We start from the raw sequence: 22,199 nt of genomic DNA, 5'->3' as shown, positions 1-22,199 counted from the left end.
CGCCCACTGTGTTTGTAGTTCCTATATCGACGCATGGACGCGAAACTTGAGACACGCCAAGAGTCTTCGATGAAACCACCCCCCTACTTGACTAACGCTATCACATTGAACATCGGAAGGTACAGAGCTATCACCATACCTCCCACTATCAGACCGAGCGTAACCATCATGAGCGGCTCAATCAGCGATGTCAGCCCATCCGTTGCTGAGGCGACCTCCTCATCGTAGAACTCAGCAACTTTGTTGAGCATGGTGTCCAACGCACCGGTTTCCTCGCCTACGCTGATCATCTGAACAAGCATCGGGGGGAAGACCTTAGATTCCGACAGCGGCTTGGCAATAGTCTCGCCCTCCTTGATGGCAGCACGCGACTTCTTCACAGCAAGAGAGATCACCTCGTTACCCGATGTCTCAGCGACTATGTCCAGTGCTTGAAGGATCGGAACACCGGCGGAAACCAGTGTCGCAAAGGTCCGGCTGAACCTAGCCAGAGCAATCTTTCGAACCAGGGGCCCAAAGACAGGCATGCCCAGCTTGATCCGGTCCCACGCCAGCTTCCCCGCCCCCTTGGACCACCAGCGAAAAAACCAGATCACAGCGATGATCGCAGCTAGAATCACAAGGCCCCAGAAACTCGTGACCAAATTGGAAAAGTCTACGAGGATTTGGGTAGGCAGGGGAAGCGTACCTCCCATGCCCGCAAACATCTCAACAAATATGGGAACCACGAAGATCAGCATTGCCGCCAGGATGAGGACTACTAGGCATCCGATCGCGATCGGATACATCATTGCGGACCTGATCTTGCCTTTGAGAGCCTGTTCGGCCTCAAGGTGATCCGCCACACGAGCCAAGACCTCGTCCAGAACACCACCGATTTCTCCGGCGCGGGTCATGCTTACGAAGATCGGGGGAAAGACCTTGGGATGCTTAGCAAGCCCCTCAGATAGCGACTGCCCGGCTTCGACGTCCTTCCCAATCTGAGCGATGACTTCCTTAAGCGCTGCACTCTCGGTCTGCTGCGACAGAATCGTCAGACATTTCGTGAGCGAGAGCCCCGCATGGATCATCGTGGAGAACTGACGTGCGAAGATCGTGACTTCCTTGGGCTTGACGCTGCCGCCGATCTTGATTGCCCCGAACGACATGAGCGCACTTTGCTGTCTCAGCTCGAGAATGATGTAGCCCATTTGGGAGAGTTTGCTCTGGACAGCCGCTTGGCTCTCACCGTCAAGCTTGCCCTTCACAACCTTGCCGGACTTGTCCCTGACCGCGTATGCAAATGTCGTCATTCTTGCTCCTCATACCCCCATAACGCCTGAAGACCACCTTACACTATCACACGAACGATTTCCTCAACCGACGTCAGACCCTGTCGAACCTTCTCAAGACCGTCCTGCCGCAATGTCCTCATGCCCTGCTCAATGGCGGTGCGTCTGATTTCCTCTACTGACGCTTCAGAAACACACAGCCTCCTGATCTCGTCGGAAACCAAGAGAACCTCATGAACTCCCAAGCGTCCCTTGTAGCCGGTGCCGCCGCACTTTCTGCAACCCACGGCCCGGTATACGACGTCGGGAAGACTATCGGCATCGTAGCCCAGTTTAATGAGCGCCCCGGATTCCGGCGTCCACGCCTGTCGGCATTCTGGGCATAGCCGCCGCGCAAGACGCTGCGCGAGCACGCAATCGACAGCCGACGAGACCAGAAACGGCTCGACGCCCATCTCGATCAACCTAGTGATCGCGGATGCGGAGTCATTTGTGTGCAGTGTCGAGAGCACTAAGTGTCCCGTGAGCGCGGACTCAATCGCGATCTTGGCCGTTTCTTGGTCGCGGATCTCCCCCACCAAGATCACATCGGGAGAGCAGCGCAGAAACGATCGCAGCGCTCGCGCGAAGGTCATTCCCAATTTGGGGTTCACCTGGCATTGATTCACGCCGGCGAGCCGGTACTCCACCGGATCCTCGGCGGTCATGATGTGGCGGGACGGGTCGTTGAGCACATTGACCGCAGCGTAGAGCGTGGTCGACTTGCCTGAACCGGTGGGACCCGTGACCAAGACCGCGCCGTACGGCTTGGTGAAAGCGGCTTCAAAGCGGTCCTTCGCCGAGGGCAGGAAGCCCAGATCCGAGAGCTGCAGCAGGATCGAGTCCTTGCGCAGGAGACGCAAGACCATGCGCTCGCCAAAAACCGTCGGCAACGACGAGACTCGCACATCGAGCTTTTGCCCGCCCACGGATACTGAGCAATGGCCGTCTTGAGGCCGACGCGACTCCGAGATGTCCATGTCGGCCATGATCTTGAACCGCGAGATGATGGATGCCTGAGTAGACTTCGGGATCGGCGGTGTCGCTTCAACGAGCACGCCGTCCACCCGGAACCGCACGCGCAGTTCATCTTGTTGCGGTTCGATGTGGATGTCTGAGGCCCGGTCGTTGACGGCCTTCTGGATGATGTAGTTCACGAGCTTGACCGCAGGCGCCTCGGACTCGACGTCCGCCAACTGGCCGAGTTCCTCGTCGTCCGGTTCGTCTGTTTCTAGGCGCAGGTCACTGTCGTCACGATCGGCAACATCGTAGTACTGCCGGATCGCCTCAAGGATGTCATTCTTCGTCGAGATCGCGGGTCTGATCTCGTGCCCGGTGATGATCCTGACGTGATCGATGGTGAGCACGTTTTGTGGATCGGCCATGGCAACCAGAAGAGTGTTGCCCCGAATCTCGAGCGGCATCAGCATGTAGCGCGTCGCAACTTCGCGCGGTATGAGCGCAACGGCGCCCGGTTCGGGGCGACGCTCGCTCAGATCCATGTACTCGATGCCGATCTGCTTTGCCACCACCGCGAGGATCGCGCCGTGGCTGGCATAGCCCAGTTCAACCAGCACTTTGCCAAGCGGGGAAGCCGTTGCGACATGGACCTGGACGGCGTCGTCTCGCTGACTGGCCGTGATGACGCCCGCCCGAACGAGTAGTTCACCGAGCCTTTGTGCCGCGTCTGCCAAGAGAACCTCTCTTTGGACCGCTTACTGCTCGCGCTTCGACGAGGAGTTATGTACCTCATCCAATAGGATGTCAGCATAGTAGCGCAGACGCTCGGCGGTGACGCTTTCTGCCTTGACGCCGACGTGAAGATCGTCGAACCACATCTCCGCCGGCGCGGTCATCGCGTACTTGACTGGCACTTCTTCCGGGGAGAAGTCGGCGGGCTCGATCTCCTGGAGAACGGCCGTGCCGACAGGCTCCGGGGCCAGGGGCTCCTCGGCTTGAACCCAGACCGGAGGCGATACCGGGGGCTCGGCCGGAGCCGGAGACTGCCCGCTCTCGGGCGGTGCGACATACTGCGCCGCCGCAGCCTTCTGCCGCTTCCGTGCCCGGGAACCACGGACAGCCGAGACGATCAGCACCATCATGGCGACGACCAGCAGGAGACCCGCTCCGCCGACAAGGGCGATCCGATTCAACTCCGGGGTCATCTAACCTCTCCTCACTGCTTCTTGCGCCAAACCTTCAAGGACTAGCTTTGCCGATTCTCTGCTTCTTGCATCTACCGAAACAAGCGGAATGTCATCGGGCAGGTGCAGCGACGTGCGCAAATGCTTGACGGCCGCTGCGTCATCCGGTGCAAGCTTGTTCGCCGCGACCAGAAATGGCAACTCGGAGTCACCCCTCAGAAACGCAATTGTCTCGCGGGCCTCTTCGAGAGACGCCGAATTCTCACTGTCGAGCAGCACCACGAAGCCGAGCAACCCCTCGGAAAGAGTCTCCCACATGAAGGAAACGCGCTCATGCCCCGGTGTGCCAAAGAGGTAGAGAACGATGTCGTCGGCAAGGGTGACCCGGCCGAAGTCCATGTCTACCGCAATGCGGTCCGCCGCATCCTTGCCACCCGCACCGATCTCGCGGCGGGTCGAAAGCACGGTGATCTCGCTCACTGCGCCGATGAACGTCGTCTTGCCGGAGCCCGCCGGACCAACGATGACGACCTTGAGCGAATGCATGTACCCTTGCTCTCTCTACAGCTTCCGCAGGCCATTTATGACCTTGAGAAGAGTGTCCTTGTTGATTTGAGAACGGGAACGCAACGGCTCCCGGGGTTGGCTGTCCGGTTCCGGCGCTGACCGTGCTTCCGGGCGCACCCGGCGCTCTGCACCAGTCAGAGCAGACAACTCTTCGCCGAGTCCCTCGAAGGATACCGGTGTCGGCTCGGGCTGCTCGGCGTCAAAGAGGGCGAGTGGTGGACCTTGCGGCACATCCTCAGGCGAGGTGACCGCCGGCATCTCCGGCTCGGCCACCGGCAGTGTCTCGTAGATGGGTTCGTCTATCACGAAGACCGGCTCGGGTTGGGGTTCCGGCTCTAGTTCGGGTTCCGGTTCGAGTTCCGCCTCTTCCTGTGCGGGCACCGGCTCCTCGGTCACGACAGCGAGATCGGCTTGCGGCTCCTGCTCGCTGTCGACATCGGTCTCGGCGAACTCGAGCAGCCCGGCGCCCAGCAACCCGTAGAGCGTTCTGGCGACCTCGAACTCCGTGCGCCCGGACTCAAATGCGATGGTAGCGACAGAGCGTCGGCCGTCGATGAACGGCATCAGGGCCCACTCAGCGGGCTTCAGTGAGATGTCGACGTCGCCGTCCCCTGGTGCGATAGCCAACCCCAGCACCACCTCGGCCGACGGGATCTTGCGTCGGATGGTGGTCCACTCCTCCAGCCGCCTGCTGCCCTCCATGATGATGTTCTCGATGGAGAGTGCCGGGCCGACATCTTCGTCCACGACATCGGAAGTCGCTTCGAAGCTGAAGTCGCCTTCCTCCCACTGCATGAGATCGAAAACCGTCTCCTGTACCTGCTCGCGAACGAAGTCCGTGACTACATCTTCGCTCGCACAGCCGGTGTCGATAAGGATCCGCCCGAGACGCCTGTCATCCGAGTCGCCATGATCTCGGATTTCGAGAGCGCACTTGAGGTCTTGGCGCGATATCTTGCGCGAACGTACAAGCCGCTCGCCCAGCGGCTCCTTCCACCGGTCGCTCCTAGCATGGGCGATCTGGCCTTCTCGGAACATGACGTCACCGGTAAGGCCGTCAGCACCGTGCAGGTGTAGCACCCCGTTCTTTCTGCTGTATGACACCAGCTGAAAGATATCCGGAAGGCTGAAATCCTGAAGATTGCCGCGCAGTGCCATGTGGAGCGCTCGCCCCTACCCCTGTTGAGCCGGCGAGACGCACTCTCCGGCAGTCTGGCTCGAATCCACTACCACCCGCATGGTTGCCAACACGGTACGAACGTCGGCCGCCAAGGAAGTCGCACATACCAAGTACCTATCATCCTTCGCCGAGACAATCGCGACGTAGCCGTCCGCACCCGCGATGGCCACCTCCGTCGGCTCGCCTCGGCCGATTTCGGCGGAAGCACGATTGCACACATCAACGATCGCTGCGGCCATTGCCCCGATGCGAGATTCCTGCGCCTTCGAACGGAAGGTTGAGGATTCGACAGCGCCGTCGCCTCGAACAAATGCCGCAGCTTCTATCTCAGGCTCGCTTCCGATGAGAGACTCAAGTACTGCATTCATCCCAGAGTACCTTTCGGTCTTCGTCTCCAACGGTGTGTGCCCGGTCCACTCGATTATCGGCAAGTGTCGGGACGCGCTCGAATGTTCTCACGAAGGGGGGTCAGGCACAACGTCCGTCGACTGCAGGCCTCAAGGTGTCGGGCCGGATCAGACTACGACGCGCAGGACTTCTTCGATCGACGTCTGACCCATGGCCACTTTCGCGAATCCGTCGTCTCGCAGAGTGAGCATCCCCTCGCGCACAGCTTGCTTTGCGATTTCGTCGGCGGAAACTCGGCTGACCACCAGCTGGCGGATCGACTCGGACATCGTCATGACTTCGTGGATTCCAAGACGCCCCCGGTACCCTACCCCGCCGCACTTGCGGCACCCGCGCGCCCGATACAGCTGCGGGACCTTGCCCGGCTCGAACGGGAACCCGATTCGGCGCAAGGCTTCCTCATCCGGCCGATACACCTCTTTGCAGTCGGGGCACAGGCGCCGGGCAAGACGCTGTGCCATCACCAGCGTGAGCGCGGACGCCGAGAGGAACGGCTCAATGCCCATCTCGGTCAGACGCGTGATCGCCGAGGGGGCGTCGTTGGTGTGTAGCGTGGACAACACCAAGTGGCCGGTTAGTGCGGCCTCGATCGCGATCGTGCCGGTCTCTTTGTCGCGAATCTCGCCGATCATCACCTTGTCCGGGTCTTGGCGAAGAATCGAGCGCAGTGCTGCGGCGAAGGTGAGCCCGGCCTTCTCGTTCACTTGGACCTGCGAAAGACCTGCAAGCTGATACTCGACCGGATCCTCGACGGTGATGAGGTTGGCTGTGGGATCGCTCGTCTCATTGATCGCAGCATAGAGCGTGGTCGACTTGCCCGAGCCGGTCGGCCCGGTCACAAGGATCGCGCCGTACGGCAGCGCGAGAGCGTTCAGGAACTGCTTGAGGTTATGCTCAAGAAAGCCGAGGTCCGTGAGCGACATCATGATCGAATCGCGCCTGAGTAGCCGAAGCACGGCCAGCTCGCCGTAGACCAGAGGGAGAACGGCGACTCGAAAGTCGATCGCCTTGCCGTCGAGGGTGACGCCAAAGCGGCCGTCCTGCGGGACGCGCCTCTCGGCAATGTCCATACCGGCGCTGATCTTCAGGCGGCTCACGAGCTGGCGGTGCAGCTTCTTGGGCAAGACGTCGACCACCTGACATACCCCGTCGATGCGAAACCGGATACGCATGTCGTTCTCGCCTGGCTCGATGTAGATGTCGCCGGCCCCTCGGCGAATCGCATCTGTCACGATGTGGTTCATGAGACGCGAAGCCGGCGACTCCGCGCCCGCCTCGGCACTCTCTTCGTCTTCGAGGTTCGAGCCGACGCTCTCCTCAAGATCTCCCACCATCCCGCTCACGTTGGTTTGCGAGGCCGTGAAACGCTCTATGGCCGCCAGAAGGTCGCGCTCGACTGCGACGACCGGGTGAATTTCCTTACGCGTGGCGATGCGAACGTCGTCAAGCGCGAACAGATCGGCCGGGTCGGCCATCGCCAGAATGAGGTCGCCGTTTTGCATCTTCACCGGCAAGACGCGATGGCGTCTCATCAGATCAGGCTTCAGGGTGATCGCCGCATTCGGGTCAAGATCGTATGACGCGATGTCGATGAAATCGACGTGCATGACCTCGGCAATCGATTTGGCCACGGCGATCTCGCTCGCAAAATGCAATTCCTCCAGGACGCCCGGCAGCGGCCGGTCGCCCGAAACCGCAAGCGCCTGTGCAAGCTGGCTCTCGCTGATCAGACCGGATCCGACCAAAATCCTGCCGAGCCGTGTGCTTCGGGTGACCGCCATGATCTACCCTCTCGGCTCGGGCTGGAATCGCACGGCAAGCGCATCTTCTGCCGCTCGGCGCATGACGTCACGCGACGCGCGTGGCCCCTCGGCAGCCGCGTTCCAGATGTCGATGGCGGCGGCCCCTTGGTGCACCAGCATGCCGAGACCGTCGACCGCAATCGCACCGCGTGAGCGTGCGCCTTCGACAAGCGCCGTCTGGCGCGGAGTGCCGTACACCATGTCCAGGACGACGGAACCGGCATGTAGCCACTCGATGGGCACGGGGCTCGCGTCATCGGGACGCATCCCCAAGGGCGTGGCGTTGATGACGAGGTGCGCATCTGCGACCTGCTCGGCGGCGTCGCCGAGCTCCGCGGCATCCACCGCGGCCGACCCGATCCACGACGCCATGTCATCGATGAGCGCCTCAGCTCGCGACATGTCGCGATTGACGACGGTCACGCTCTCGCATCCTGCAAGCAACAGGACCGCCAGCGCGCCGCGCGCGGCACCGCCCGCGCCGAGGAGTACCACTCGCTTGCCTGCCGGATCGAAGCCCGCATCAACTCGCAGTGACTCAAGCAGTCCGATGCCATCAGTGTTGTGACCGATGAGCCAACCGTCGGCGTGTGAAACCGTGTTGACGGCCCCTGCCGCGCGCGCCTCTGAAGATACCTCGTCACACAAAGAGAGCATCGCCTGCTTGTAGGGCATGGTGACATTGAATCCGACGAACGGGAGGACCCGAACCGCCGCCGCCAGATCGGCCAGCGCGCGCTCGTCGGAGACTTCAAGCGGAACATACACCCAATCCAAGCCGAGATCCTCATACGCCGCGTTATGCATCGCAGGCGAAAGCGAGTGATCCAAGGGCCGGCCGGTGACGCCGGCAAGTTTCGTTTTCCCGCTGATATGAGGCACTTCTCGTCGGCTCCTTACGAGGACGCTACAGTCCATCCTACGGGAGCGGCTGCCGTCCCGCCAGAACCACTCGCTCCAGGCGGCGAAGAAGCAGCGTGTGAGCAAGATCGCTGGGCGAAAGTGGCAGCACCATAATCGTCTTCATGCCCAGCATCTTCCCGCCGAGGATATCAGTGAAAAGCTGGTCGCCGATCACGGCCGCCCGACGCCGAGACGACCCCGTCTTCTTGAGCGCAATCAAGAATGCGAACGGCAACGGCTTGATCGCCTTCGAGACGAGTTCGAACCCGAGCGAGTCTGCGGCATTGAACACCCGATCATGCCAGTTGTTCGAGACCAGGCAGGCACGAAAGCCCCGGCTCTTGATCTCGGCGGCCCAAGCGAATGCCTCGTCCGAGATCCTACTCGTATCGCGCGGCAACAGCGTATTGTCGAGATCGATCAGGAGCGTGTCGATGCCTTGAGCCGCCAAAGCGTCAAGGTCGATGTCGCTAACCGCGCGAAGGTAGTGATCCGGTGACAGGGTCAACTGCAGCCTCTCTACTCGGGTGAAACCGGGTCGTCCGGCAGCGCCGCCTGGCGTGCCTTGAGCTTAGCCACAGTCGCAGTATCACCGGAGATGTTGAATGCGGCCGAGAAGATGCCAAGGCCTTCGAACTCATCGGCGTGGCTCGCCCACTGCATGTCGGCGCCGATGCCGATCGTGGCCTGCTTCATGATCTCGGTCATGTCGGGCGTCTCGGCCAACAGAGCGATCTGCACGTAGTTGGCGCGCATGAGTCCGGACTGGGGGTTGTTATCGATCCCCTCTTCAGCAATCTGAAGCCCCTCGGGCACGCTCTTGTGGCGTGCGATCCAGTATGCCGCAACGTAGTACGCTTGGATGAACTGCGGATCAAGGGCCTGTACCATCCGCACCGTTGGCGTGAAAGTTCCAAAACTCTCGTCAAACGACGCCCCGTAGTACTGATGGAACTGGGGATCGATCCGGTTCCACAGGACGGCGGCCGCGAAAGTTCGCAGCCCGCCCAGATACGCCGAGCTCGTCTGACCCACGAGTTTTCCGGTGGAGGCCACCCCCCCTGCCGGCGCATGTGCTCCGGCCAGCGCCTGTGAGCCCACCAGCGTCGCGGCCAAGACCACGGCGGCGACAACGCCCGCGAGCCGTGCCGACTGCGAGGTGCGCGCGATCACAGGTCGCGCCTCGAGAACAGCGCCCCTCCGCCGAGAAGCAGCAGCCCGATCCAGCCCGCGAACACCAGCACCATCGAAGCTGCATAGACGAGCCCGTAGCCGGTTCCGTGCGCCACGGGGTTGATGACGTTGAAGACGTCGAGCCCCGGGATCCACCACGGCGCGCGCTGCGTCTCGGGAATCTGCAGCAGGCTGACGTATGAATGACCCACGAACACGAACGCCAAGGCGGCCACGACGGAGGTCACAGCTCCCATGACGCTCGAAATCATCACGGTGAACGCGATCACGACGCCCATCTCAAGCCACACTGCAAAGGCCGCCTCAAAGAGCCTCCACATGAATTCTTGGTACTGCAGCGCGCCGATGCCGATCGTCATCAGTGCAAACGCGACCAAAGCCACGCCCACCACTGCGAACATGCCGAGCCACGTCCCGGTCAGATACTGCCATCGTCGCACGTCGCGCGAGAACACGTTGAAGACGGTGCGATGCTCGACCTCGGCGGGAATCCGTGTGGCGGAAAGCGCCAGGGAGACAACCAGCGCCGCGACCCACATCAGCGCGATGGAGACTTCGCGATACACAGCCGAGACCACGCCCACACCGTAACTCGGCAGGCTGGGAACCGCGATTGCCAGCAGGGCGCCAAACACCACAACGATCCAGACCACCTTGCGCCGAACCGCATCCGCAATTACGGCCGCGGCGATCGCTAGGATTTTGTTCATCGGGCGTCACCCCCCTTACCGACGTCCTCGGCGGAGTCGTCAAGCAGCCGCGCGAAGTAGTCTTCAAGAGAAGAACGCTTGGGCGCCACAGACACGAGGCTCCAGCCGGCATCATCTAGAGCATCCACAACACCGCGCACGCGGCCGCACGGCACCGAGAAGACAGACGTGGCGCCCGTGACGGCCACATCGGTAACCGCGTCGGTCACAGCCACCGGAAGTGAGCCTTCGCCGCGAGCGGTCACCGAGACCTGGCCCGCAACATTGAGCAGCGTATCGATCTGGCCCCTAGCGGCGACTCGGCCGCGGTTGAGAATCGTGACCTCGTCGGAAACGGCCTCGACCTCAGAGAGCTGGTGCGAAGACAGCAGGACAGTGACGCCCTCGGCCTTGAAGTCGAGCATGAGGTTGCGGATGTCGCGCTGTCCTATGGGATCTAAGCCGGAACCCGGCTCGTCGAGGACCAGCAGTTCAGGCGAGCCGAGAAGTGCCGTGGCAAGACCCAAGCGCTGGAGCATGCCGCGGGAGAACTTCGAGAGTTGCGTCGTCTGGCGGCCATCAAGTCCCACACGATCCAAGAGATCGCCGGTCTGCTCGGCAATCGCTGAGCGAGTTAAGCCCGCGAGACGGCCATAGAGCGTCATCGCCTCAGAGGCCGTCAGCTGGGCGGGAAAGTACGGCTGCTCGGGCAGAAAGCCGACCCGGGCGCGCGCTTCAGGTTGTGCTGCCGGCACGCCGAGGATCTCGAATCGTCCGCCGGACGGGCGAACGAGGCCCAGAAGCATCTTGAGCGTCGTGGTCTTGCCGGCGCCGTTGGGACCCAGAAGCCCATGGATCGTCCCGCGCGAAACCGCGAGCGACACGTCTTTGACCGCTTCGCGGCGTCCGCCGGCGGCTTTTCCGTAGTCCTTGCGAGCGTCTTTTATCAGTACGGCCAGAAGCGATTCCCCACCGTCGCCTACACCCATTACTGCCCGAACACCTCCAGCGACTTCTTCTTGGCGGCCTGGAAGTCCTTGTCGTTAGACGCGAACGTCTGAGAGCCGTCTTTGCCTGTCAGCACATAATACAAGTAGTCGGACTTCGCGGGGTTCGCGGCGGCCTTGAGAGACGCAAGACCGGGGTTCGCGATCGGTCCCGGCGGCAACCCGTTGTTCAGGTACGTGTTATAGGGGCTCACAATCTTGAGATCCTGGTCGCTTAACCGGAACTTCTCGGCGGGGAGCAGAATCTGCACCGTAGAACACATCTGCAGCTTCCACTTGAGGGCGAGCCGGTTGTAGATGACCGAAGACACCAGTGGCCGTTCCTCATCGAGCTTGGTTTCCTTCTCGATGATGGACGCCATCGTCACGATCTGGGACAGCGAGTAACCGGCCTTGTTCGCGGCGGTCATGTCGACTTGGGCGACTTCCTTGTCGAACTGCGCGAGCATCGTCTCGATCACGGCGGTAGCCGTCGCGCTGCGCTCGAACTCGTATGTCTTGGGGAACAGGAAGCCTTCCAGCGACCCGCCGTACGCGCCCTTGACGGCAGGGTGCTTCGCCGAGAACTTCTCGGCGCCCTTGCTCGCGAGCGCAAGGAAGTCGGCAGCCGGAATGCCGAGCTTGCTCTCTACGCGCGCAGCGACGTCTTTGAGCCTGAAGCCTTCCGGGATTGTAACTGTGATGGTGTCGAGCACCACTTTCTCAGGCCCCGCCTTGAGGCGGTCGATGACCAGCTCGTAGGGCATCTTGGCCGCGAGCTGGTAGGTCCCCGACTTGAGGTCGGAACCCGCGTTCATCTGACGCACACGCCACAGGAACATGTTGCTGTTGGCCACAACGCCGCTTGACGCTAAAACGCGCGCGATCTCGGACGTGCTGGAGCCGCTGCTTATCGTGACGGTGACATTCGTGCCAGCCGCAAGCGAGCTTTCCGGCCGGAAAAACCCGAGCCAAGCGATAAGCGCAACCGCCAAGACGGCCACAAGCACCAGCGAAAGGATCGCTGCCACAACGGTTCTCTTCGACCGACGGCGCGGTTCGCGTTGCTGCCGCCGCGGCTCCGATACCGGTGTGGACACGGCGCTTCTCCGATGCCTTCTCGGCCTTTCCTCAACCATTTTGAAGCTCTCCGCTCTTCCCGCTGCACGCGAGACGATCCAGGTAGGCCTGCAGGAAAAGTGACGCGGCGACCATGTCGACCCGCCCGCGCTGCTCTTGGTCCGAGAGCCCCGCCGTACTCATCGCGCGGCGTGCCTCGGCCGAGGAAAACCGCTCGTCAAAGTACACAAGAGGAACAGGCAAGAACCGAGCCAACCTTCTGCCTGCTCGGCGAACTTCTTCTGCCTGCCGGTTCTCGCTCCCATCGAGCGAGAGCGGCAATCCGATCAGGACAGACTCCACTTCGTAGTCGGCAATGAGGTGAACCAGCTCGCCGCCGTCCCGAAGTACAGCCTTCGCATCCAGTACCACGAGCGGCATTGCGACGCGCCCAGAAGGGTCGGAAATGGCCACTCCGATCCGCTTCTCGCCGATATCAAGACCCAGCACGCGCATGCGCGCCTCAGCCCCTATCTCGCGCCGAGGGTCTCGCGGGCGATGCGAAGCGCTTCATCGATGCCCGCGGCGTCCTTGCCGCCGGCTTGCGCCATCTGCGGCTTTCCGCCGCCGCCACCCTTGACCGCCACGGCCGCAGCGCGAATCACGGCACCCGCGTCGAAACCGGCCGCAACCGCCTCATCGGAGCCGGCCGCCAGCAGCAGTGGGGTGCCGCCAGCGGGTTCGGTGGTCGCGAGGAAGACCGCACCGCCTTCAAGGCGACTGCGCAACGAATCCGCGAGCGCGCGCATCGCCTTGGCATCTACCGACGGAACCTGCGCGATAACCACCGGGTAGCCGACGTTCTCGGCCTGCCCGAACAGTTCGTCAACGACGTTGTCTGCCACAGCACGCAGACGCGAGCCTTCTTTGGCTTGAAGCTCCTTGCTGTGCGTCAAGAGAGCACTCACGCGTTCCGCCGTGTCAAATCGCGGCACTTTCAGGAGATCGGCAGCTTCGATGAGCTCAGCTTCCTCACGCAGGACGAGATCATAAGCATCGAATGAGGAAACCGCCTCGATCCGGCGCAGATTGGCCCCCACGCTGGATTCCGAGACGATCTTCACGAGGCCGATTTCGGTGGTCCGTGCGATATGAGTGCCGCCGCACAACTCCTTGGAGAAGTTGCCTATCTCGAGCACGCGCACGAACTCGCCATATTTCTCGCCGAACAGCGCGGTCACGCCGGATTCGCGCGCGAATGTGATCGACGTCTCGTATGCCCTGACGGGATGGTTCTCGAAGATCTTGGCGTTGACCAGGCGTTCGACCTTGTCGAGCTGCTCGCGCGTCATGCCCTCGAAGTGCGTGAAGTCGAACCGCAGCCGCTCGGGAGTGACGTATGAACCGGCCTGTTTGGCATGCTGGCCGAGAACGAGCCGCAGCGCCCAGTGCAGTAGATGGGTCGCCGTATGGTTTCTGCGAATGCGCTCGCGGCGCAACACGTCGATCACTGCATGCACGTCTTCACCCACATGAAGGGTCCCTGACTCGACGTGGCCCAGATGCGTGATGACCCCCTGCGCTATCTTCGTGTCCTCGACGATGAACACCGCCTCGTCACCGGTGATTGTGCCGATGTCGCCGACCTGACCTCCCTGCTCGCCGTAAAACGAGGTCCGGTCAAGCACGATCTCGCCCAGCTCGCCCGCCAGCAGCGCCTCGACGCGCTCACCCCCGCGAATGAGCGCAATGACGTGCGCAGCGGTCTCATCGTGCTCATACCCCACGAAGTCGGTTGCGCCGCGCTCCTTCGCGACCTGAGCAGCCACGCCGCCAAAAGCTGTCCACGAATCGTCCTTGACCGCCGCGCGAGCACGATTGCGTTGCGCTTCCATCGCGCTAGTGAAGGAGTCGACGTCGACCGCGACGCCCTTCTCGGCGGCGATCTCGGCGGTCAGCTCGAACGGGAAACCGTAGGTGTCGTGAAGCGCGAACGCTGTGTTGCCGTCCAGCGTGCCGCCGCCGGAGTTGGCGAGCCTTTCGAGCTCCGTCTCGAGGAAGCCCATGCCCTGACGAAGCGTGACGCCAAATCTCTCCTCTTCGCTCTCCACGATACCTTCGATGAGATCGCGATGCTCGACAATCTCGGGATAGGCGGCACCCATGAGCTCGATGACGAGATCGACGAGCCGCACGAGAAACGCATCCTCGACCCCGAGCAACCTGCCGTGCCGCACTCCACGCCGCAGGAGCCTGCGAAGCACGTAACCCCGGCCTTCGTTGGACGGGATGACGCCGTCGGCGATAAGGAACGTCACCGCGCGAGCGTGGTCGGCGATGATGCGCAGCGAGGTGTCAGACTTCTCGCCCGCGCCGTACAGGGTACCGGTGATTTCCCCGGCAAGCGTCATCAGCGAGCGCAGGATGTCGGTCTCGAAGTTCGAGCGCACGCCTTGCAGAATGCCGGCGATGCGCTCAAGGCCCATGCCGGTGTCGATGTTCTTCTTGGGCAGGGGCGATAGCGTGCCGTCCTCGGCCCTGTCGTACTGCATGAAGACGAGGTTCCAATACTCAAGGAATCGGTCGCAGTCGCACCCGACCGCGCACTCGGCGCTGCCGCAACCGACCTCAGGCCCTTGGTCGTAGTAGAGCTCGGAGCATGGTCCGCAGGGGCCCGTAGGTCCGGCCGACCAGAAGTTGTCCTTCGCTCCCATCCGTACGATCCGATCGGCGGAAACACCGACTTCGTTGATCCAGATGTTCTCGGCTTCGTCGTCGTCTTCAAATATCGAGACCCAGAGACGGTCCGGATCCAGCCCGAGAACACCGGTCGAGAACTCCCACGCCCAAGCGCACGCCTCGGACTTGAAGTAGTCGCCAAAGGAGAAGTTGCCGAGCATCTCGAAGAAGCTGTGATGCCTCCCCGTCGTACCGATGATGTCGATATCGGTGGTGCGGACGCACTTCTGCACGGTCGTGGCGCGTGTGAACCCGAGGTTCTTCGCGCCGAGGAACACAGGCTTGAACTGCACCATACCGGCCGTGGTCAGAAGCAGTGAGGGGTCGTCCGGAATCAGCGAAGATGACGGAAGCCTGCGGCAGCCCTTGCTCTCGAAGAATGAAAGGTATTTCTCACGTATGTCCACCGAATTCACGTATCGTTCCTCGCGCTCTCTTGAATGTCATCAGGTGTCTCAGCGGCCGATTCGTCGTCCTGCACCACTCGTGGCTCTTCAGGCGCCGGACCGGCCTGCCTGCGGAATAGCGCGCCGTCGTCGCTGACCAGCGAGCGCTCCGTCTTGCGCTCGTAGTAATAGACGAACAGCCCCTTCGCCGTTGCAGCCACGGGGATCGCCAGCACCATGCCCGGAATGCCAAAAAGCGCTCCGCCGACGAGCAGCGAGAATATCACGAGCGTCGGATGCAGGTCGACTTGCTCGGACATGACGCGGGGCGTCACAAAGTTGTCGGTGACGTTCTGCGCGACAACGACCACAGCCACAGCGCCGACTCCCACCCATGGGCCCACAAGAAGGCCCACAAGACCGGCGACCAGAGCCGATATCATCGGCCCAATGTAGGGCACGTAGTTGAGGATGAACACCATTAGTCCCAGCACAAGCGCATACGGCACGCCAAGTATCGCAAGTCCGATGGTCGCGAGTGTTCCGGTAACCAGCGATGCGATGGTCTGACCTTTCAGGTAGCCGCCGACCACGCGAGATATCGTCGCCAGCGCATGCTCGAGATCTCTTTCGTACTTGGGCCCCGCCAAGACTGCCAGTTCCTGGCGGATCTTGGGAAGATCCCTCAGTATCCAGTAGGCGATCACGAAACCGATGAATATGTCGAAGACTCCGGTCGCCATGGTGCTGCCAGCAGACACAACACCCTTTGCGATTCCGTTCCCAGCCGCAAGCGCGACCCCTGACATCTGATCGCTGATGGCCGTGGAGATGTCGCTGACCCATGTAGGGAGGGTCGCCAAGGTAAACCGGGCGCTGAGGCTCGCGATCAGATTCTCAACTTGAGTCAGGTACTTGGGTATGTCGCCGACAAACGCGACCGTCTGACGCCCTATCGGCGGGATGACGAACGTCAGCACTCCTCCGATGACAATGAACACGGTCAGAATGCAAGTCAGCGCGGCGAGTCCGCGCGACCAGCCCCGGGAAACAAGCGCATTGATGGGCGAACGCATTAGGAAGGCAAACAGGAGGGCGAGGGCGAACGGAACCAGCGCATTCACAATGTGCGACATCCCGACGAGGGCGGCGCCGATGAGCACCAGAATACCGATAGACCCCCAAGCGATGACCGCCGTGGTGCGCCACTTTGAATAGCGTTGCTCGGGTGTGATCACGATCAGTCCTTCACTATGTTCTCGCGCAGGACCTTGAGCGTCCGCCGCAACAGACGTGAAACCTGCATTTGCGAGATGTCGAGTTTCTCGGCGATCTCGGTCTGGGTGAGTCCCTGGAAAAATCTCAGGTAAAGCACCTGCTGCTCTTGCGGTGTGAGCTTGGTGAAGGCGGCGGCCAACGTGGTGCGGTCCTCGACGACCGACATCAACGCATCGTCCTTGCCCACATATTCCAGGATGCTGAAGGAGTCCGAACCCTCGCCGTTGCGATCCGTCTCAAGCGACACGAAGTTATACGCCTCGCTGGTCTCCATCGCCTCAAGCACTTCTTCCGAGGTCACCCCAAGGTAGTCAGCGATCTCGGCGATGGTTGGAGAGCGCTGCTGGGACTGCGTGAGTGCGTCTACGGCCTGATTGACCTTGAACGACAGCTCCTGGAGCCGCCGAGGAACCTTGATAGCCCAGCCCTTGTCGCGAAAGTGACGTTTGATCTCGCCGACGATCGTTGGGGTGGCGTACGTTGTGAACTCGAGTTGCCGGTCGAGGTCGAAGCGGTCGATCGCCTTGATGAGGCCGATCGTACCGACCTGGACGAGGTCGTCCATCGGCTCGCCCCGGTTGCGAAAACGGCTGGCAAGATACTTCACCAGATTCAGGTACATCGTGACGAGTTCGTCACGAGCCTCCTCGTCCGCATTGAGGCGAAACCTGCCGAAGAGTTCCCTGGTATAGGCCTTGTCCCAAGAGAGTCTGCGGACCTGCTTGACAGGACCGCTCCTAGTCGTTGGCATCGGCGTTCCCGACCCGCTTCACGATACGCAGATGCGCGCCCGCCTCATCGCTCGCGAATTCGTAGCTGTCACAGACGGCTTCGAGGATGAACACGGCGTAGGCCACACTGCGCTCGACCCCATTGTCCGCATCCGGAATCTCCCGGCCAAGCAATACGTCGATCGCGATCGAATCGTCGCCGAGCGTGAACTCGAACTTCACGTCCGCGCCCTCGGGTACAGTTTCAGCTGCGTATACGAACGCTTCGTCGGCGGCCATGCGCACGTCGTCAACTTCGTCGTACGTCATCTCGAAGTGGCCGACCAGAGCGGCGGCCGTCATACGAACGGTCTTGGCGTATTCACTCTTCGCGGGAACCGTGAGAGTGACGCGGTCATGTGCCATGTGAGCCTCCGTTTGGGTCTGCTACGGCCGAGACTTGCGGGAACGCCAGGCATGCCTGACGCGGTCAGCGATCTCGCCCACGATTTCGCCGGGAGCGCTGGTGACTTCCTGAACCGCCCGAGACGCCCCGCTCACGCGGTCGCCGATCTGCTCGAACTGACCGACTATGCCGTCGACACGGAGCAACTCGGCGTTTAGGGCATCAACGGTCACGTCGGCCTTGTCGAGGAGCGGCACAAGCCGGACATCCATGTCATCCGCGAGGGTCTTCACGGACCGTGCCGTCGAAACAACTTGAGTCAAAGCCCATATCGCAAAGCAGCACAGGACGGTGGCTACCACGAGCAATATGCCGAGAAGTATGTTGACGGGGTCCATGCGGCCTCCGATACATCAGTTCCGAGATTGGACTTCAGTGTATCAGACGTCGCGCTCATCGCGAGCGATATCAGCGTCACGCAAGCGGCCGAGCTCCCGCGAGCGAGCGGCCTCCCAGCCTCTCGGCGAAGAGGTGTAGAAGGCTCCCCGCTCCAGACCTTCAGGAAGATAGCGCTGCTGCACGATCGCATCCGGATACGAATGCGGATACCGGTAGGGGCCGTACCCCTCGGCGCCCGGCCGATGACGGTCACGAAGATGGTTGGGCACGCCCTGAGCTGGACCTTTGCGGATCTCGGCGAGCGCGGCGTCAATCGCAACACAAGCCACGTTGCTCTTCGGGGCAAGCGCGAGGTACACCGCGGCCTGAGCCAGGTTGATGCGTGCCTCGGGCCAGCCGATGGACTCGGCGGCCTTGAATGCTGCGTGAGCGATCAGGAGCGCCTGCGGTTCGGCGTTGCCCACATCCTCAGACGCGAAGATCATCATGCGCCGCGCGATGAACTTGGGATCCTCGCCACCGTGGATCATGCGAGCGAGCCAGTAGACCGCGGCATCAGGATCGCTCCCCCGCATCGACTTGATGAACGCCGAGATCACGTCGTAGTGCACGTCGCCGCGCTTGTCGTACGGCAGCAGCCGAGAAGACGATGTCTTGCGGACCTCGTCGATGCCGATGACGCAAACGCCGTCCGCGCCTACCGTGGCGTTGCGAGCCTCCCCCGCGGCCAGCTCGAGCGTGGTCAGCGCAACACGAGCGTCTCCGCCGGCCTCATTGACGATGGCGTCTTCGGCTTCCGGCGTCAGCCGCGCCTTGCCCGCCAGCCCGCGATCGTCGATCACCGCCCGGCGAACGATCTCGCGCACATCATCGTCGAAGAGCACATTTAAGACGATCACGCGCGATCGGCTGATCAAGGGTGCGTTGACCTCGAAGAAGGGGTTCTCGGTGGTGGCGCCCACCATGATGACGATGCGATCCTCGACCGCGTGCAGAAGCGCGTCTTGCTGCGACTTCGAGAACCGGTGGATCTCGTCGATGAACAGGATCGTACGCCGCTCCTGCAAGCCGAGGCGGTCCGAGGCTTCCGCGATCGCCTTGCGCAACTCGGCGACACCGGCGGTCACAGCCGAGACCTCTTCGAAATGGGCGTGGGTCGCCGAAGCGATGATGCGGGCGAGCGACGTCTTCCCGGTGCCCGCCGGACCGTAGAGAATGACCGATGACAGCGTGTCCTCGGCGATGGCGCGGCGCAGCCAAGTGCCCGGGCCTACGACGTCGGACTGCCCAACGAATTCGTCGAGCGTGCGTGGGCGCATGCGTGCCGCAAGCGGTGCGGCTTTGGCCCGCGCCTCGTCGGCCCCTTCATCGAAGAGCGACCGCATAGGCCGTCTTACTACTTAGCCGCGCGGAAGATCTCGCGTGTGAGGAACTCGCGGTCGATGAGACCCTCTCGCGCGTAGGTCACGTAGCCCTGCTTGTCGATCACGATGGTCGCGGGGATGAACGTCACGCCAAGCGCTCGAGTCAGACCGACCGCCGCAACAGCGGCCTTGTCGCTGGCGTATGCCGGATCGATTGTGACGACCCCACCGCTCCAGGTCGCATACTTGCTGATGTCGTAGGTGACGACATCGACCAATCCGGCATTCGCGGCGAGAACCGAATCGATGATCTTGCGGCTCTCAGTGCTCGTGTCTTGCTTGGAGTTGTAGAAGTAGATGAGCACCGCATGCTTGGCATCCAGTGACTTCTGGAGGTCGGCGGAGATGAAGTCGCCCTTGGGGAGCGGCACGAATATCGAACCCGATCCCGAGATTTTGGGGGTTGCGGATGCCGTCACGACCGGCGCAGCGGTCGCTGCAGGTGTGGTGGCCGTCGACGTCGGCGTGCTGGTGCAGCCGACAACCGCAAGCGTCAACGACGCAAGGGCGAGTACGGCGACGAGTCTGCGCATCGGATGTCCTCCCTCAAAGAATACCGGTTGCTTCGTCTTGTTCGTGGCCTGACAAGGTGAACCTGCCTTAGCAGGTGGGTGCTCGCACATCGGCTAAAAGAAGCTTCCCTTCCATCAGGAAAGGATACCTTCCCGCCTCAGGATATGAAGCTCCCGATAGAGAAGTATTGGTTCGACCGTATGCGCCAAGCCACGAACAAGGCGGAGCCTATCGTTAGTGTAAACCCCACAGCGTTGCGCGCCAACATCACACCGGACAAACGGTCGCGAAAGGCCGTGGCTAGTCGACCCGCAGGCGCACGTCTTTGAGCTGCCTCGCCGAAACCACATCCGGCGCCAGCGTCATCGGGTCGCCGCCCGAGGAGGTCTTCGGGAAGGCGATGACATCGCGGATCGAGTGCGAACCGTTGAGCAGCATGATCAGTCGGTCGAGGCCTAGCGCGATCCCGCCGTGAGGGGGTGCACCGAACGAGAGCGCGTCGAGCAGGAAGCCGAACTGCTCGCGGGCCTCCTCGTGGGACAGGCCGATGATCTTGAAGATGCGCATCTGCAGCTCGGAGTTCGGAATACGCAGCGTGCCGCCGCCGATCTCGTAGCCGTTCATCACGAGGTCGTAGCTGTAGCCCAGCGCTGAACCCGGCGACTCCTCGAGTGAGTCGACGTGCTCGGCGTACGGGAGCATGAAGGGGTTGTGACTCGCGTCCCAGCGGTCCAGCTCGTCGTCCCACGTGAACAGCGGGAAGCCGAGCACCCACAGCGTCGCAAAACCCTTGCGCTCGATGCCGAGCTCATCGGCGAGCTTCAACCGCAGCACGCCGAGAACGTCGTTTGCGACCTTGCGCGCATCGGCGACCATGACCACGAGATCGCCCGGCTCAACGGCCAGCGTCTCGCGCAGTCCGGTCATCTCGGCCTCGGTGAAGAATTTCGCGACCGGGCTCTTCACGTCGCCTCCGGTCGTGAACGCGACCCACGCGAGACCCTTGGCGCCCGCGTCGATAGCGGCCTGATTGAGCGCGTCGATCTTGCCGCGGCTCCAATCGCCCGCGCCCTTGGCGTTGATCGCCTTGATCGCTCCCCCGCCGGAAAGCGCCCCCGCGAACACCTTGAACTCGCTTGCCGAGAACACCGGCGACACGTCAACCAACTCGAGGCCGAAGCGCACGTCCGGACGGTCGCAACCGTAGCGCTCTATCGACTCATGCCACGTGATCCTCGGCAGCGGTATCTGCAGGTCGACGCCGGCCTCGGCCATGACGTCGCGCATGGTGTCCTCCATCATCACCAGGACGTCTTCCTGCCCGACGAACGACATCTCGATGTCGACTTGCGTGAACTCGGGCTGGCGGTCGGCGCGCAAGTCCTCATCGCGGAAGCAGCGCGCTATCTGGTAGTAGCGCTCGATGCCGCCGACCATCAGCAGCTGCTTGAAGAGCTGCGGCGACTGCGGCAACGCGTAGAACTTGCCCGGGGAAAGCCGGCTCGGCACGATGAAATCGCGCGCGCCTTCCGGCGTCGAGCGACCCAGAATCGGCGTCTCGACCTCCATGAAGCCTTTGTGCTCGAGTGACTTGCGGAATCTCTGCGTCACTCGATCGCGTAACACCAGCGCCGAGAGGACCTCGGGGCGGCGGATATCGAGATAACGCCACTTCAGGCGCGTGAGTTCGTCCGTGTCTATGCCGGCCTCGATCTCGAAGGGTGGCGTCACGCTCTGGTTGAGCACGCGAGCGCCGGTGATCGCGACCTCGACCTCGCCCGTCGGCATGTTCGCATTCACGGTCCCCTCGGGACGGCGGCGCACAACGCCACTGAGCTCGACGACCCATTCGGGGCGCACAGCCTCGGCGACGATGAACGCCTCGCGCGAGCCCTCGGGATCAAACGTGCACTGCACGATCCCACTCCGATCGCGCACGTCGATGAAGATCAGCCCACCGTGGTCGCGGCGCTTGGCCACCCATCCGCAGATCCGGACTTCTTTGCCGACAAGTGCCGCCGTCACAGAGCCGCACACGTGAGAGCGCATTGAGTATCGAGCGTCGAACATCGCTTTTCAGGCCTTCCGGTTCACGGGCGCCA

General features: G+C 62.1%; 22 protein-coding genes. All 22 read right to left on the bottom strand.

The window, feature by feature from the left end:
* Positions 1–83: 83 nt before the first annotated feature.
* On the bottom strand, positions 84–1,292 hold the full coding sequence (locus tag HGA39_06950; protein ID NTW29083.1) for a type II secretion system F family protein: 1,209 nt from the start codon (positions 1,290–1,292) through the stop codon (positions 84–86).
* A 38-nt stretch (positions 1,293–1,330) separates the two neighbouring features.
* On the bottom strand, positions 1,331–3,004 hold the full coding sequence (tadA, locus tag HGA39_06945) for a Flp pilus assembly complex ATPase component TadA (protein NTW29082.1): 1,674 nt from the start codon (positions 3,002–3,004) through the stop codon (positions 1,331–1,333).
* A gap of 21 nt (positions 3,005–3,025) precedes the next feature.
* The gene (locus HGA39_06940; GenBank protein NTW29081.1) at positions 3,026–3,475 is read right to left on the bottom strand and encodes a hypothetical protein; all 450 of its coding nucleotides are present in this window, start codon (positions 3,473–3,475) and stop codon (positions 3,026–3,028) included.
* A complete protein-coding gene (locus HGA39_06935) occupies positions 3,476–4,000 on the bottom strand; it encodes a GTP-binding protein (GenBank protein NTW29080.1) in 525 nt (174 codons plus the stop codon).
* Positions 4,001–4,015: 15 nt separating this feature from the next.
* Positions 4,016–5,179 (bottom strand): DUF4388 domain-containing protein, encoded by a 1,164-nt coding sequence (locus HGA39_06930; GenBank protein NTW29079.1) that lies wholly within the window; start codon positions 5,177–5,179, stop codon positions 4,016–4,018.
* A gap of 15 nt (positions 5,180–5,194) precedes the next feature.
* Positions 5,195–5,569, bottom strand: a complete 375-nt coding sequence (locus HGA39_06925) for a hypothetical protein (protein ID NTW29078.1) — start codon at positions 5,567–5,569, stop codon at positions 5,195–5,197.
* Positions 5,570–5,716: 147 nt separating this feature from the next.
* Positions 5,717–7,390: a Flp pilus assembly complex ATPase component TadA gene (gene tadA, locus HGA39_06920; GenBank protein ID NTW29077.1), complete on the bottom strand. Its 1,674-nt coding sequence runs from the start codon at positions 7,388–7,390 to the stop codon at positions 5,717–5,719.
* A gap of 3 nt (positions 7,391–7,393) precedes the next feature.
* Positions 7,394–8,293 (bottom strand): shikimate dehydrogenase, encoded by a 900-nt coding sequence (gene aroE, locus HGA39_06915; protein NTW29076.1) that lies wholly within the window; start codon positions 8,291–8,293, stop codon positions 7,394–7,396.
* A gap of 37 nt (positions 8,294–8,330) precedes the next feature.
* Positions 8,331–8,822: a YqeG family HAD IIIA-type phosphatase gene (locus HGA39_06910; GenBank protein ID NTW29075.1), complete on the bottom strand. Its 492-nt coding sequence runs from the start codon at positions 8,820–8,822 to the stop codon at positions 8,331–8,333.
* A gap of 11 nt (positions 8,823–8,833) precedes the next feature.
* Positions 8,834–9,487 carry a hypothetical protein gene (locus tag HGA39_06905; GenBank protein ID NTW29074.1) on the bottom strand — a complete coding sequence of 218 codons (654 nt, stop codon included), beginning with the start codon at positions 9,485–9,487 and terminating at the stop codon, positions 8,834–8,836.
* Complete coding sequence (locus HGA39_06900) at positions 9,484–10,218, bottom strand: ABC transporter permease subunit (GenBank protein ID NTW29073.1); 735 nt, start codon at positions 10,216–10,218, stop codon at positions 9,484–9,486. The genes HGA39_06905 and HGA39_06900 overlap by 4 nt, the downstream gene beginning before the upstream one ends.
* The gene (locus HGA39_06895; GenBank protein NTW29072.1) at positions 10,215–11,186 is read right to left on the bottom strand and encodes an ABC transporter ATP-binding protein; all 972 of its coding nucleotides are present in this window, start codon (positions 11,184–11,186) and stop codon (positions 10,215–10,217) included. Before HGA39_06895 ends, HGA39_06900 begins: the two co-directional genes overlap by 4 nt.
* Positions 11,186–12,214, bottom strand: a complete 1,029-nt coding sequence (gene mltG / locus HGA39_06890) for an endolytic transglycosylase MltG (GenBank protein NTW29071.1) — start codon at positions 12,212–12,214, stop codon at positions 11,186–11,188. Before mltG ends, HGA39_06895 begins: the two co-directional genes overlap by 1 nt.
* 100 nt (positions 12,215–12,314) lie before the next feature.
* Positions 12,315–12,758: a Holliday junction resolvase RuvX gene (gene ruvX / locus HGA39_06885; GenBank protein NTW29070.1), complete on the bottom strand. Its 444-nt coding sequence runs from the start codon at positions 12,756–12,758 to the stop codon at positions 12,315–12,317.
* A gap of 14 nt (positions 12,759–12,772) precedes the next feature.
* Complete coding sequence (gene alaS / locus HGA39_06880; protein NTW29069.1) at positions 12,773–15,397, bottom strand: alanine--tRNA ligase; 2,625 nt, start codon at positions 15,395–15,397, stop codon at positions 12,773–12,775.
* The gene (locus HGA39_06875) at positions 15,394–16,605 is read right to left on the bottom strand and encodes an AI-2E family transporter (GenBank protein ID NTW29068.1); all 1,212 of its coding nucleotides are present in this window, start codon (positions 16,603–16,605) and stop codon (positions 15,394–15,396) included. The genes alaS and HGA39_06875 overlap by 4 nt, the downstream gene beginning before the upstream one ends.
* Positions 16,606–16,607: 2 nt before the next feature.
* Entirely contained in the window at positions 16,608–17,396 is a 789-nt protein-coding gene (locus HGA39_06870) for an RNA polymerase sigma factor SigF (GenBank protein ID NTW29067.1), read from the bottom strand.
* Positions 17,383–17,781: an ATP-binding protein gene (locus tag HGA39_06865; GenBank protein ID NTW29066.1), complete on the bottom strand. Its 399-nt coding sequence runs from the start codon at positions 17,779–17,781 to the stop codon at positions 17,383–17,385. The genes HGA39_06870 and HGA39_06865 overlap by 14 nt, the downstream gene beginning before the upstream one ends.
* A 21-nt stretch (positions 17,782–17,802) precedes the next feature.
* Positions 17,803–18,159 (bottom strand): hypothetical protein, encoded by a 357-nt coding sequence (locus HGA39_06860; GenBank protein ID NTW29065.1) that lies wholly within the window; start codon positions 18,157–18,159, stop codon positions 17,803–17,805.
* 42 nt (positions 18,160–18,201) lie between these two features.
* Positions 18,202–19,545 (bottom strand): replication-associated recombination protein A, encoded by a 1,344-nt coding sequence (locus HGA39_06855; protein NTW29064.1) that lies wholly within the window; start codon positions 19,543–19,545, stop codon positions 18,202–18,204.
* Between the two features lie 11 nt (positions 19,546–19,556).
* On the bottom strand, positions 19,557–20,117 hold the full coding sequence (locus HGA39_06850; protein NTW29063.1) for a hypothetical protein: 561 nt from the start codon (positions 20,115–20,117) through the stop codon (positions 19,557–19,559).
* Between the two features lie 280 nt (positions 20,118–20,397).
* On the bottom strand, positions 20,398–22,146 hold the full coding sequence (aspS, locus tag HGA39_06845) for an aspartate--tRNA ligase (protein ID NTW29062.1): 1,749 nt from the start codon (positions 22,144–22,146) through the stop codon (positions 20,398–20,400).
* Positions 22,147–22,199: the final 53 nt, after the last annotated feature.

It is taken from the genome of Coriobacteriia bacterium (genome assembly GCA_013336165.1).
Classification (GTDB): Bacteria; Actinomycetota; Coriobacteriia; order Anaerosomatales; family JAAXUF01; genus JAAXUF01.
Note: the sequence above shows the minus strand (reverse complement) of the source record. Positions and strands in the feature narration are given on the sequence as shown.

Excerpts from the sequence above, each read along its gene's own strand:
- HGA39_06900 (NTW29073.1), bottom strand. The coding sequence starts at position 10,218 with ATGAACAAAATCCTAGCGATCGCCGCGGCCGTAATTGCGGATGCGGTT.
- HGA39_06850 (NTW29063.1), bottom strand. The coding sequence starts at position 20,117 with ATGCGCAGACTCGTCGCCGTACTCGCCCTTGCGTCGTTGACGCTTGCG.
- HGA39_06895 (NTW29072.1), bottom strand. The coding sequence starts at position 11,186 with ATGGGTGTAGGCGACGGTGGGGAATCGCTTCTGGCCGTACTGATAAAA.
- HGA39_06935 (NTW29080.1), bottom strand. The coding sequence starts at position 4,000 with ATGCATTCGCTCAAGGTCGTCATCGTTGGTCCGGCGGGCTCCGGCAAG.
- HGA39_06855 (NTW29064.1), bottom strand. The coding sequence starts at position 19,545 with ATGCGGTCGCTCTTCGATGAAGGGGCCGACGAGGCGCGGGCCAAAGCC.
- HGA39_06865 (NTW29066.1), bottom strand. The coding sequence starts at position 17,781 with ATGGCACATGACCGCGTCACTCTCACGGTTCCCGCGAAGAGTGAATAC.
- HGA39_06950 (NTW29083.1), bottom strand. The coding sequence starts at position 1,292 with ATGACGACATTTGCATACGCGGTCAGGGACAAGTCCGGCAAGGTTGTG.
- tadA (NTW29077.1), bottom strand. The coding sequence starts at position 7,390 with ATGGCGGTCACCCGAAGCACACGGCTCGGCAGGATTTTGGTCGGATCC.
- HGA39_06925 (NTW29078.1), bottom strand. The coding sequence starts at position 5,569 with ATGAATGCAGTACTTGAGTCTCTCATCGGAAGCGAGCCTGAGATAGAA.
- HGA39_06870 (NTW29067.1), bottom strand. The coding sequence starts at position 17,396 with ATGCCAACGACTAGGAGCGGTCCTGTCAAGCAGGTCCGCAGACTCTCT.
- HGA39_06930 (NTW29079.1), bottom strand. The coding sequence starts at position 5,179 with ATGGCACTGCGCGGCAATCTTCAGGATTTCAGCCTTCCGGATATCTTT.
- aspS (NTW29062.1), bottom strand. The coding sequence starts at position 22,146 with ATGCGCTCTCACGTGTGCGGCTCTGTGACGGCGGCACTTGTCGGCAAA.
- HGA39_06860 (NTW29065.1), bottom strand. The coding sequence starts at position 18,159 with ATGGACCCCGTCAACATACTTCTCGGCATATTGCTCGTGGTAGCCACC.
- HGA39_06940 (NTW29081.1), bottom strand. The coding sequence starts at position 3,475 with ATGACCCCGGAGTTGAATCGGATCGCCCTTGTCGGCGGAGCGGGTCTC.
- ruvX (NTW29070.1), bottom strand. The coding sequence starts at position 12,758 with ATGCGCGTGCTGGGTCTTGATATCGGCGAGAAGCGGATCGGAGTGGCC.